Genomic DNA, 12,002 nt, shown 5'->3' on the forward strand with positions numbered 1-12,002 from the left:
ACGGCGGGCAGGGCCGCAGTACCCACGGGACCGGCAACGAGGACGGGCAGGGCGGCGGGACGCACGGAACCGTTGTCGACGCGGCCGTGGACGAGCAGACCGCCCGGCACTGGGACGAGATGTACCGGGCCCGGGGGCGGCAGTGGAGCGGCCGACCCAATCCGCACCTGGTCGACGTCGTCGGGGCGCTGCCGCCGGGCAGCGCCCTCGACCTCGGTTGCGGCGAGGGCGGCGACGCGGTGTGGCTGGCCCGGCAGGGCTGGCGGGTGACGGCGGTCGACGTCTCCACCACCGCGTTGGAGCGGTCGGCCGCCGCCGTGACGGCCGCCGGGGTGGCGTCCCTGGTCGACTTCCAGCGGCACGACCTGGCCCGGACCTTCCCGGCGGGCAGGTTCGACCTGGTCTCGGCGCAGTTCCTCCAGTCGCCGCTGGACTTCCCCCGGGCGCAGGTGCTGCGGGCGGCGGTCCGGGCGGTCGCCACGGGCGGACGGCTGCTGGTGGTCGAGCACGGCGCGGTGCCCCCGTGGGGTGCCGCCGAACATCGCCACGTGCGGTTCCCCACCCCGCAGGAGACCCTGGCCGAGCTCGACCTCGACCCGGACGGATGGCACGTCGAGCGCCTCGACGCGCCGCAGCGGCAGGCCACCGGCCCCAACGGCGAGGCCGGCACCCTGATCGACCATCTGGTGCTGGTCCGCCGCCGGTGACCCGGCGAGGCCGGTGACCGGGCCGCCCTGGTGACCGGGCCGCCGTCGTCGCCCGGCTACCCGGCCCGGCACGGCCGCCCGGCCCGGCATGGCCGCCCGGCCCGGCACGGCACGGCCGCCCGGCCCGGCTGCCCGGCCCGGCTGCCGGCCCGGCTGCCCGGCACGGCTGCCCGGCCCGACTATGCCAACGGCTTCGGTGCCGGCGGCGGGGGCTCAGCTCTCCAGGACCCGCTGCATGGCGGCCCGGGACCGCCGGGCGGTGCGCAGGTAGTCGTCGAGGAACTCCCCCGGGTCGTCCGCACCGAGCAACCGCGCCACACCGGCCAGCTCCACCCCGTGCCGGGGAAGCTGGTCGCCGGCCCGACCCCGGACCAGCATCAACGCGTTGCGGACCTGCGCGGCGAGGGTCCACCCGGCGACCATCGCGGCGGCGTCCGCCGGGTCGACCAGCCCCGCCTCCCGGGCCGCCGCGAGGGCATCGAGGGTACGCGTGCCGCGCAGCTGCGGGTACGCCCCGGCGTTGCGCAGCTGCAGCAGCTGCACCGCCCACTCGACGTCGGCCAGGCCACCCCGCCCGAGCTTGGTGTGGGTGGCCGGGTCGGCGCCCCGGGGCAGTCGTTCGTTCTCCACCCGGGCCTTGATCCGGCGGATCTCGACGACCTGCTCCCGGGTCAACCCGTCGGCCGGGTAGCGGACCGGATCGACCATCGTCTCGAACTCGGTGCCCAGGTCGGCGTCGCCGCAGACGAAGCGGGCCCGCAGCAGCGCCTGCGCCTCCCACACCCGCGACCAGCGGGCGTAGTACTGGGCGTAGGCGGCGAGGCTGCGGACCAGCGGGCCCTGCCGTCCCTCGGGGCGCAGGTCGGCGTCGACGCCGAGCGCCGGATCGGGGGCGGGGGCGGCGAGCAGCCGGCGCAGTTCCTCGGCGATCGCGTGCGCGGCGGCGCTGGCGGTGCTCTCCGCCGTCCCGGCCGGCGGGTCGTAGACGAACAGCACGTCGGCGTCGGAGAGGTAGTTCGACTCGTACCCGCCGAGGCGACCGAGGCCGATCACCGCGAACCGCAGGCCGGGTAGCTCCGGCTGGGCGGCCCGGACGGCGCGCAGCGCGGCGGACAGGGTGGCGTCGGTGACGTACGACAGGCCGGTGCCGACCCGGGTGACGTCGGCCAGCGGGCCGACCGGCACACCACGCTCGGGTCGCGGGGCCAGCCCGCCGGCCCGGCTGAGCACGTCGGCGCAGGCGATCCGGACGAGTTCCCGGCGGCGCAGCGCGCGTACCGCCCGGGTCGCCTCGACCGGGTCGGCGTGCCGGGCCGCCGCGGCGGCGAACCCGTCGCAGAGCACCTCCCGGGGTCGGGGCGTCAACTCGTTCTCCTCGGCCAGCAGCCGCAGCGCCTCCGGTTCCCGGGCCAGCAGGTCGGCCGCGTAGCGGGACGACGACAGCACCCGGGCCAGCCGGCGGGCCACCGGCCCGGAGTCGCGCAGCAGCCGTAGGTACCACGGGGTGCTGCCGAGGGAGTCGGAGACCTGCCGGTAGTTGAGCAGCCCCCGGTCCGGTTCGGGCGCGTCGGCGAACTCGCTGAGCAGCACCGGCAGCAGGGTCCGCTGAATGGCGGCGGTCCGGCTCACCCCGCCGGTGAGGGCTTCGAGGTGGCGCAGCGCCCCGGCCGGGTCGGCGAAACCGAGGATCTCCAGCCGGTGCCGGGCCGCCTCCGGGGTGAGCCGCAGGCCGTCGGCGGGCACCCGGGCCACCGACTCCAGCAACGGCCGGTAGAGCAGTTTGGCGTGCAGCCGGCGTACCTCGGTGGCGTGCGCGACCCAGTCGGCGCGGAAGCTCTCCACGGCGCTGCGGCCCGGGATGGCGGCGTAGCCGAGCGCGGCGGCCAGCCAGCGCAGCGCGGCCGGCTCGGTCGGCACGGTGTGGGTGCGCCGCAGCGCCTGGAGCTGGAGCCGGTGTTCGACCCCGCGCAGGAAGCGGTATCCGCGCAGCAGCGCCTCACCGTCGGCCCGCCCGACGTAACCGCCGGCCACCAGCGCGCGCAGCGCCGGCACGGTGCCCGGCACCCGCAGCGACTCGTCGCCCCGGCCGTGCACCAGTTGCAGCAGTTGGACGGCGAACTCGATGTCCCGCAGCCCGCCCGGACCGCGCTTGATCTCGCGGTCCAGCTCCTTCGGCGGGATGTTGTCGATGATCCGGCGGCGCATGGCGCGTACGTCGGAGACCGCTTCGGGACGCTCGGAGGCCCGCCAGACCAGCGGGGCGAGGGCGTCGACCCACTCGCCGGCCAACGCCAGGTCACCGGCGGCCGGGCGGGCCTTGAGCAGCGCCTGGAACTCCCAGGTGCGAGCCCACCGCTGGTAGTAGGCGAGGTGGCTGGCCAGGGTACGCACCAGCGGCCCCCGGTTGCCCTCGGGGCGCAGCGCGGCGTCCACCGGCCAGGCGACCAGCCCGCAGATGTGGATCAGCCGGGCGGCGACGGTGGTCGCGGCGGGCAGGTCCTCGTCGGTCGCGGCCACGAAGATCACGTCGACGTCGGAGACGTAGTTCAGCTCGTCGCCACCGCACTTGCCCATCGCCACCACGGCCAGCCGGGGCCGGGGCGTGCCCGCCGGCAGCTCACCCACCGCGATCTCGTACGCCGCCGCGAGGGTCGCGTCGGCCAGCGCGGACAGCGCCGACATCACCTGCTCCAGGCCGCGTCCGCCGGTCAGGTCGGCCGCCGAGATCCGCAGCAACGCCAGCCGGTACGCCTGCCGCAGCACCGCCACCGGCGCGGTGGCGACGGTCAACCGGCCGGCGAGGGCCAGGTCGAGTCGACCGTCGGCGGTGGGGGCCAGCCCGTCCGGGGCGGTGCCGAGCACCGTCCACTGCCCCGGGTTGGCGACCAGGTGGTCACCCAGTGCGGAGGAGGCCCCGAGGACGGCGACCAGCCGACGCCGCAGACCCGGATCGGCGGCGAGCCCGGCCAGCAGGGCCGACCCGGTGGCGTCGGCGGCGGTGCGGCGTTCGGTCTCCACCATCCGGTGCAGTTGACGCAGCGCCAGATCCGGGTCGGCGGCCCGGGAGAGCGCGGCCAGCAGGTCGGCCGCCGCGCGGTCGGTGGGCTCCTGCTCGTCGGCCTGCCACAGCCCGAGCCCGTCCGCGCCGAGCAGGTCGGCGGCGCGGACCCCGCCGTCGCCCTCGGCGAAGCCGTAGCGGGCCAGCCGTCCCCTGGTCGATCTGCTCATCTCAGTGCCCGAGCAGGGGCAGGCTGCGGCGGGTGTCGTCGTCCAGCTCGCCGAGGGCGAGGGCGGCGAACCGGACGGCGAACGGCTGCCACACCTCCTCGACGTCGGCCATCACCCGGTCGCAGGCGGCCACCACCAGGTCCTCGTCGTAACCCAGCTCGGCGAGCAGTTCGGAGCCGCGCGCCCACCCGGCGATCATCGCGGTGTCGCACTCGATGTGGAACTGCAGGCCCCAGGCCCGGTCGCCGAGCCGGAACGCCTGGTGCGGGTAGCGGGTCGAGGCGGCCAGCAGGGTGGCGGCCCGGGGCAGCTCGGTGATCTCGTCGGTGTGCCACTGGAGCACGTCCGGGATCAGCGGCACGTACCGGAACAGCAGGTCACTTTCGGCGGCGTCGCGCCGGCCGACCACGCCCGGGCCCACCTCGGGGCCGGACGGGCTGCGCTCGACCAGGCCGGCGTGCGCGGTGGCGAGCAGTTGCGCGCCGAGGCAGACGCCGAGGGTCGGCACCCGGTGCCGCACGGCCTTGCGCAGCAACCCTTCGAGCTTCGGGAACCAGGGTGCGCCGGGGGTGCCGTCGGGGGCCGGGTAGGCGTGCTGGTCACCGCCGAGCACCACCAGCGCCACGTGGCCGGCGAGGTCGTCGGGGAGTTCGTCGCCGGCGTACGGGCGCAGCAGCCGCAGCTCCAGGCCCCCCTCCACCAGCCACTCCCCCAGCCGTCGGGGGTCGTCGGTCGGGTCGTTCTCGATCACCAGTGCGGTTCCCACGCCGTCGAGGCTATCGGGTTCGTCGACGGACACCCGGAACGCCTCGGACCGCGCGGCGGGGCGACTATGCTCGGCCGCTGTGATCGCCGACGACCCGTCCGTCCTGCGCCCGCCCGTGCTGCGCGAGGGCGACACGGTGATGCTGGTCTCGCCGTCCGGGCCGACCCGGCCGGAGCGGGTGGCCCGGGGTGTCGAGTTACTGACCGGCTGGGGGCTGCGCCCGGTGGTGGCACCGAACGCGTACGCCCGACGGGGTTACCTCGCCGGTGACGACGCGCTGCGCGCCGCGGACCTGAACGCCGCCTTCGCCGACCCGCAGGTGCGCGGGGTGATCTGCACCCGGGGCGGGTACGGCGCGCAGCGGGTGGTCGACCTGATCGACATGGCCGCCGTGCGGCGGGACCCGAAGGTGGTGGCCGGGTTCTCCGACATCACCGCCCTGCAGTTCGCCCTCTGGCGGGGGGCCCGGCTGACCGGCGTGCACGGCCCCGGGGCGGCCTGGGTCGACGAGCGGACCCCGCTGCGCTCGGCGGAGTCGCTGCACGCCGCGCTGATGACCACCGCGCCGGTGACCGTGGCGGCGGTGCCCACGGAGGAGACCTACCCGGTGCGGGTCCCCGGTCGGGCGGTGGGTCGGCTGCTCGGCGGGAACCTCTGCCTGATCACCGCCACCCTGGGCACCCCGGACATGCCGGACCTGACCGGGGCGGTGCTGCTCGTCGAGGAGGTGCAGGAGCCGCCGTACAAGGTCGACCGGATGCTCACCCACCTGCGCCGCGCGGGCGTGCTGGACGGCCTGGCCGGGGTGGCGGTGGGCCAGTTCACCGACTGCGCCGACGGCTGGGACACCACCGTCGTGGACGTGCTCACCGACCGGCTGGGCGACCTCGGCGTGCCGGTCCTCGGCGGCCTGCCGATCGGCCACGGCCCCGGCCAACTCACCGTCCCGGTGGGCACCCCCGCCACCCTCGACACCGAAACCGGCACCCTCACCACCACCCCCGCCGTCCAGTAACCCCCACCCCCACGCCCCACCCCCACGCCCCACCCCACCCGCTCCGGCCCCGACCGTTCCGGTGATCAAGAGGTTCGCGTCACCGGAAAGCCCGTTCCTGACCGAAACCTCTTGATCACCGGGGCGGTGGGCGGGATTTTCAGCTGGGGGACAGGGTCGGGAAGGGGGATTCCCAGGTTCGGTGGTCACTGTCGGTGACGTCAACGCATCACCACCGACGTACTGGAGGACCGATGTCCCGCATGATGTCGAAGAAGCGCCTGCTGGTCGGTTTCGCCGCCGCTGGTGTGCTCGGGGTGGGGATCGCCGCTCCCACGGTCGCCTTCGCCGAGAACGGGGCCACCCCGACGCCGAGCGCCAGCAGCGAGGCCGCTCAGGGCACCGACCGGCAGCAGCAGCGCGCCGACCGGCAGAACGAGTTCGTCGAGGCGCTCGCCAAGGAGTTGGGCGTGGACACCGACAAAGTGACCGCCGCCCTGGAAAAGGTGCGCGAGCAGCACAAGGACCGCGCCACGGGTGACCGGCCGGAGCGTCCGTCGCCGCAGGACCGGCAGGAGAAGCTGGCCGAGCGGCTGGCCCAGGCGGTCAAGGACGGCAAGCTCACCCAGGACCAGGCCGACGCGATCACCAAGGCCGTCGAGGCCGGGGTCTTCCCGGGGCCGGGTGGCCCCGGTCACCACCGCGGCCCGGCGGGTACGCCCGGCGAGTGACCCACCTCCGGCCCGCCCGACCCGGCGGGCCGACAATCGACCCGCCAGGGCCGACGTTGCGGTGTCCGACGCACTGGGACACCGCAACGTCGGCCCTGGCGTAAAGCGCTGCCACCCGAGGAAGCGCAACACCGACCCGCTGGCGTCAGGCGCTGCCACCCGAGGAACCGCAACGTCGACCCGCTGGCGTCAGGCGCTGCCACCCGAGGAGAAGAGACCGAGGTGGGTGCCCACCGGGTCGCGCACCAGGGCGAGGGTCAGGCCGCTCGGCGTGGTCCGGGGCGGGGTCAGCACCGTGCCGCCCGCCGCCTCGGCCCGCCCGCAGGTCTGCGCCACGTCGGCCACCTCGGCGTAGAGGATCGCGTAGCCGGGCGCGTCCTCGGCGAGAGCCCGGATGCCGCCGCCGATGCCGGTCGGCTCCCCCGCCGTGGTCGTCCGGTAGGAACCGCCCTCGGCCGTGCCCTCCTCGGTGAAGGTCCAGCCGAACAACTCCGCATAGAAGCTCTGCGCCTCGTCCGGCCGGTCGGTGCCGATCTCGAACCAGGTGACGGGTGTACTGGTCACGCGTTGCCTCCTGTTCCCCGCCGACCGGGCGGCCGGCGGGCTCGGCAGTCAGCCTCCCGGGTGTCCGCGACACCGTCCTGTCGGTGTTTACCGCCCGGTCCACACGGCCCGCACGCCGACCCGTCCGGACAGCCCGCACGCCAACCGGCCTGCACGGCCCGCACGCCGACCCGTCCGGACAGCCCGCGCCGACCGGACTGTGCGGCCGGCCCACGCCGAGTCAGACCAGGGTCAGCCGGCGCACCCGCTCGGCCGGGACGTCCAGGTCGGCCGGGGAGAACTCCCGGGTCACCCGCTGCGACAACGCCTCGACCCCGACGATCCGGTCGGTACGGAAGCAGCGCAGCCCGTCGCGGAGCCGGCACCAGGCGAGCAGGTACCAGTGCCGGTCGTTGCCCAGGTAACCCAGCGGCTCGACCTCGCGCGACGAGGGCACCCCGCAGCGGTCGGCGTACCGCAGGCGGAGCATCCGACGGGCGGAGACCGCGTCGGCGACGACGGCCGGGACGGACGTGCCCGGCCCGGTGCCGACCAGCAGCACCCGGCCGGCGAGCAGGCGCGCGGCATCGGCGTCGGCGGCCGGCAGCACCGCGAGCAGCTTGCGCAGTGCGGTGCTGCCGGCCACGGCGAACGGGGTGCCGGCGAGCCGGTGCAGGGCCACCGCCATCGCCACCGCCTCGGTGGCGGTCAGGTTGACCGGCGGCAGGGTGTGCGACCGGTCGACCACGTAACCGCCGGTGCGGCCGGGCTCGGCCCAGATCGGCACGCCGGAACCCTGGAGGGCGACGATGTCGCGTTCGACGGTGCGGGTGCTGACCTCGAAACGGTTGGCCAGCCAACGGGCGCTGCGCGGCCGGGGCGACACCGCCCGCAGCTCCTCCACCAGGGCGTAGAGACGATCCGTCCGGTTCACCCCCGCACGCTACGACGGGGGTACGACGCACCGCCCCTGTCCGCCCCGGCGGGGAGGGCGGACGGGGGTCGGCTCGGACGGTACGGGCGGCAGGGCCCCCGGTTCAGGCGATGCAGGCGCAGACGATCAGAGCCGCACCGAAGTGGGTGGCGGCGCTGACCCGGGCCGCCGGGTGCGGCTGGTCCGAGCAGATGACCTCACCGAGCTTGCCCGGGGTGAGCAGGTCCAGCACGCCGAAGGCGAGCGCCATGACAGCCAGCCCGATCAGCCCGAAAAGCACCGTGGAGGCGAGCCCTTTGGCGAAGTCGTCGTAGCTGGTCACGATCGCGGTGAAGACGATGCCGGCGACACCCAGCTGATTGGCGGCCAGCAGCAGCCCGGCGTTGCCGTTGCGCTGCACCCAGATCAGCTCGCGCAGCTTGCCCGGGGTGAGCACGTCGACCAGCACGAAGCCGGCCGCCATCAGCGCCACCCCGACGATCCCGAACACGACGCTCTGCCATGCTCCGGTGAGCAGATCATCCAGCACCGACGGCCTCCCGACCTCCTGCGCCCGGCGCGGGTGCCGGCACGGTGATCGAGACGATAGCGGCACCGCGCCACCCCCGACACCCCCCGGACCGTCGAATGCCCGGACCGTCAGCCGGCCCGGCACCGCCGAACGCCCTGGGCCCCGGCGGACCCGGGACGTCGAGGACCCGGGGCCGCGCGGGCCCCGGGTCCTCGACGTCAACGGGTCACAACGACAGGTAGCGCTGCCGCTCGTACGGGGTGACCTCGCGGCGGTACTGCTCCCACTCGGCCCGCTTGTTGCGCAGGAAGAAGTCGAACACATGCTCGCCGAGCACCTCGGCGACCAGCTCGGAGCCGGCCATCACGTCGATCGCCTCGGACAGGTTCTCCGGCAGTGCCTCGTAGCCCATCGCGCGGCGCTCGGCGCTGGTCAGCGACCAGACGTCGTCCTCCGCGCCGGGTGGCAGCTCGTAGCCCTCCTCGATGCCCTTCAGGCCGGCGCCGAGCATCACCGCGAACGCCAGGTAGGGGTTGGTCGCCGAGTCCAGCGACCGGACCTCCACTCGGGCCGAGTTCGGCTTGCCGTACGCGGGGACGCGGACCAGCGCGGACCGGTTCAGGTGCCCCCAGCAGACGTACGCCGGGCTCTCGGTGATCCGGTCCGGCAACGCCTGCGGGAACAACCGCTTGTACGAGTTGACCCACTGGTTGGTGACGGCGGTGTACTCCCGGGCGTGCATCAGCAGGCCGGCGATGAACGACTTCGCCACCTTCGACAGTTTCATCGGGTCACCGGAGTCGTGGAACGCGTTGCGCTCCCCCTCGAACAGCGACAGGTGGGTGTGCATGCCGCTGCCCGGCTGGTCGGTGAACGGCTTCGGCATGAAGCTGGCCTGTACGCCGGTGGACAGCGCCACCTCCTTGACCACGTGCCGGAAGGTCATGATGTTGTCGGCGGTGGTCAGCGCGTCGGCGTAGCGCAGGTCGATCTCCTGCTGGCCGGGGGCGACCTCGTGGTGGCTGAACTCCACCGAGATGCCGATCCGCTCCAGCGCGAGCACGGCCTGGCGGCGGAAGTCCCGCGCGACGGCGTGCGTGGTGTGCTCGAAGTAGCCGCCGGTGTCCACGGCGGTGGGCACCGAGCCGTCCTGCGGGCCGTTCTCCAGCAGGAAGAACTCGATCTCCGGGTGGGTGTAGAAGGTGAAGCCCTTCTCGGCCGCCTTGGACAGCATCCGGCGCAGCACGTGCCGTGGGTCGGCCCAGGACGGGCCGCCGTCGGGCAGCAGGATGTCGCAGAACATCCGGGCGCTCTCACCGCTGACCCCGCCCTCGAACGGGAACACCTGGAAGGTCGTCGGGTCCGGCATGGCGACCATGTCGGACTCGAAGACCCGGGCGAAGCCCTCGATGGCCGAGCCGTCGAACCCGATGCCCTCCTCGAAGGCTGCCTCCAGCTCCGCCGGGGCGACTGAGACGCTCTTGAGCGTCCCCAGCACGTCGGTGAACCACAGCCGGACGAACCGGATGTCCCGCTCTTCCAGCGTACGGAGGACGAACTCCTGCTGACGGTCCACTTCCCCAACCCCTCGCGACGTACGTCCGGCACCGGTCGGCCGGTCCGTCCTGACCGCCCAGTCTTCACCGGCCTGGTTAAGCAGACGTTACGCGACCTGCCGCCGCTCGTCCTGCGGTGTCCCGACGGCCGGATCGACGGGCGGCCCCGCCACCAGCGGCGGGCCGGCCGGGCGCGGCGAGAGGGTGGCCGTCGTCTCGTCGCAGCCGCCGGGTCGACCGCCTGCGGCTGGGGCAAGATGAGGTCATGCCCACCCTGCGTCTGGCCCTGTGCCAGGTCAACCCGACCGTCGGCGACACCGTCGGCAACGCCGAGCTGATCCGCGCCTGGACCCGTCGGGCCGCCGACGCCGGCGCCCAGCTCGTCGCCTTCCCGGAGATGACACTCACCGGCTACCCCGTCGAGGATCTGGTCTTCCGCCGTTCCTTCGTCGCCGCCTCACAGGCCGCGGTGCGGCAGCTCGCCGCCGATCTGGCCGCCGACGGCCTCGGCGACCTGCCGGTCGTGGTCGGCTACCTGGACGCCGACGGTCCACCCCAGGTCAGCGGGGACGCCCAGCCGGGCCGGGGGCCCGCAACGCCGCCGCGCTGCTGCACCGGGGTGAGGTGGTCGCGACCTACTTCAAGCACCACCTGCCCAACTACGGCGTCTTCGACGAGGACCGCTACTTCGTGCCCGGCGACACCCTGACCGTGGTCCGGGTGGGCGGGGTGGACGTGGCGTTGACCATCTGCGAGGACCTGTGGCAGGCCGGGGGCCCGTTCGCGGTGGCCCGGCAGGCCGGCGTCGGCCTGGTGGTCAACATCAACGGCTCGCCGTACGAGTTGAACAAGGACGACGTCCGGCTGCCGCTGGTGCGTCGCCGGGCCGCCGAGGCCGGGGCCCCGATCGCGTACGTCAACATGGTCGGTGGTCAGGACGAACTGGTCTTCGAGGGCGACTCGATGATCGTGGACGCCGACGGGGAACTGCTCACCCGCGCGCCGCAGTTCGTCGAGCACCTGCTCGTGCACGACGTGGAGCTGGCCGGGGCGGGACCGCACCCCGCCGACACCGAGGACCTCGCCGACGGGATGCGGGTGCTGCGTCGTACCGTCGAGGTGGTGCCGGCGGCCCCGACCGGGCCGGCGGCCGACGGCGGCCTGCTGGCGCCGGTGGCCGACGAGGCCGAGGTGTGGCAGGCGCTGGTGCTGGGCCTGCGCGACTACGTCAACAAGAACCGCTTCCCCTCGGTGGTGCTGGGCCTGTCCGGCGGGATCGACTCGGCGGTGGTGGCCGCGCTGGCCGTCGACGCGCTCGGCCCACGGCGGGTGGTCGGCGTGTCACTGCCCAGCCAGCACTCCTCGGAGCATTCCCGGACCGACGCGGAGGACCTGGCCAAGCGCACCGGCCTGGACTACCGCGTCGAGCCGATCCAGCCGATGGTGGACACCTTCCTGGCGAACATCTCGCTGTCCGGGGTGGCGGTGGAGAACCTCCAGGCCCGGGTGCGCGGGGTGATCCTGATGGCACTGTCGAACCAGGAGGGGCACCTGGTCCTCACCACCGGCAACAAGAGTGAGCTGGCGGTCGGCTACTCGACCCTCTACGGCGACTCGGTCGGCGGGTTCAACCCGGTCAAGGACGTCTGGAAGACGCTGATCTGGCGGCTGGCGAAGTGGCGCAACGCCGACGCGGCCCGCCGGGGCGAGACCCCGCCGATCCCGGAGAACTCCATCGGCAAGCCCCCGTCGGCCGAGCTGAGCCCCGGCCAGCTCGACAGTGACAGCCTGCCCGACTACGACGTGCTGGACCCGATCCTGATCGGTTACGTCGACGGTGACCTGGGCCGGGCCGGCCTGGTCGAGTCCGGCCACGACCCGGCGGTGGTCGACCGGGTGCTGCGGCTGGTGGACACCGCCGAGTACAAGCGTCGGCAGTCCGCCCCGGGCACGAAGATCTCGATGAAGGCGTTCGGCCGCGACCGTCGGCTGCCGATCACCAACCGCTGGCGCGAGGACGGCTGAGCATCCG

The 12,002-nt window shown here is 74.3% G+C and carries 9 protein-coding genes and 1 pseudogene; 4 read left to right on the forward strand and 6 right to left on the reverse strand.

The genetic code is table 11. The annotated features are described in order from the left end of the window. The first annotated feature begins 86 nt into the window (after positions 1-86). The gene (locus J7462_RS11650) at positions 87-707 is read left to right on the forward strand and encodes a class I SAM-dependent methyltransferase (protein ID WP_374197573.1); all 621 of its coding nucleotides are present in this window, start codon (positions 87-89) and stop codon (positions 705-707) included. A gap of 213 nt (positions 708-920) precedes the next feature. Here J7462_RS11650 and J7462_RS11655 read toward each other — a convergent pair whose 3' ends face one another. Together J7462_RS11655 and J7462_RS11660 are read right to left on the reverse strand one after the other, a co-directional pair. Next, positions 921-3,935 carry a bifunctional [glutamine synthetase] adenylyltransferase/[glutamine synthetase]-adenylyl-L-tyrosine phosphorylase gene (locus J7462_RS11655; RefSeq protein ID WP_219464070.1) on the reverse strand — a complete coding sequence of 1,005 codons (3,015 nt, stop codon included), beginning with the start codon at positions 3,933-3,935 and terminating at the stop codon, positions 921-923. 1 nt (position 3,936) lies between these two features. Continuing rightward, positions 3,937-4,701, reverse strand: a complete 765-nt coding sequence (locus tag J7462_RS11660; RefSeq protein WP_219464071.1) for a type 1 glutamine amidotransferase — start codon at positions 4,699-4,701, stop codon at positions 3,937-3,939. 139 nt (positions 4,702-4,840) lie between these two features. Between J7462_RS11660 and J7462_RS11665 the strand changes: the two genes are divergently transcribed. Together J7462_RS11665 and J7462_RS11670 are read left to right on the forward strand one after the other, a co-directional pair. Continuing rightward, on the forward strand, positions 4,841-5,716 hold the full coding sequence (locus tag J7462_RS11665) for an LD-carboxypeptidase (protein WP_244252891.1): 876 nt from the start codon (positions 4,841-4,843) through the stop codon (positions 5,714-5,716). 233 nt (positions 5,717-5,949) lie between these two features. Beyond that, positions 5,950-6,426: a hypothetical protein gene (locus J7462_RS11670; RefSeq protein WP_219464075.1), complete on the forward strand. Its 477-nt coding sequence runs from the start codon at positions 5,950-5,952 to the stop codon at positions 6,424-6,426. Between the two features lie 189 nt (positions 6,427-6,615). Here J7462_RS11670 and J7462_RS11675 read toward each other — a convergent pair whose 3' ends face one another. From J7462_RS11675 to glnA, 4 genes are all read right to left on the reverse strand, one after another. Further along, positions 6,616-6,990 carry a VOC family protein gene (locus J7462_RS11675; protein WP_208568771.1) on the reverse strand — a complete coding sequence of 125 codons (375 nt, stop codon included), beginning with the start codon at positions 6,988-6,990 and terminating at the stop codon, positions 6,616-6,618. Positions 6,991-7,210: 220 nt separating this feature from the next. Continuing rightward, positions 7,211-7,903, reverse strand: coding sequence for a YafY family protein (locus J7462_RS11680; RefSeq protein ID WP_219464076.1), 693 nt, complete (start codon positions 7,901-7,903; stop codon positions 7,211-7,213). 103 nt (positions 7,904-8,006) lie between these two features. Further along, on the reverse strand, positions 8,007-8,432 hold the full coding sequence (locus J7462_RS11685; RefSeq protein ID WP_219464077.1) for a DUF350 domain-containing protein: 426 nt from the start codon (positions 8,430-8,432) through the stop codon (positions 8,007-8,009). Between the two features lie 208 nt (positions 8,433-8,640). Continuing rightward, on the reverse strand, positions 8,641-9,990 hold the full coding sequence (gene glnA / locus J7462_RS11690; protein ID WP_208568774.1) for a type I glutamate--ammonia ligase: 1,350 nt from the start codon (positions 9,988-9,990) through the stop codon (positions 8,641-8,643). A gap of 245 nt (positions 9,991-10,235) precedes the next feature. On the opposite strand from glnA, the pseudogene J7462_RS11695 reads away from it, so the two are divergent. Then, positions 10,236-11,995: pseudogene (locus J7462_RS11695) on the forward strand (NAD+ synthase). Positions 11,996-12,002: the final 7 nt, after the last annotated feature.

The organism is Micromonospora sp. RL09-050-HVF-A (assembly GCF_019374995.1).
In the GTDB taxonomy this organism is placed as follows: Bacteria; Actinomycetota; Actinomycetes; order Mycobacteriales; family Micromonosporaceae; genus Micromonospora; species Micromonospora antibiotica.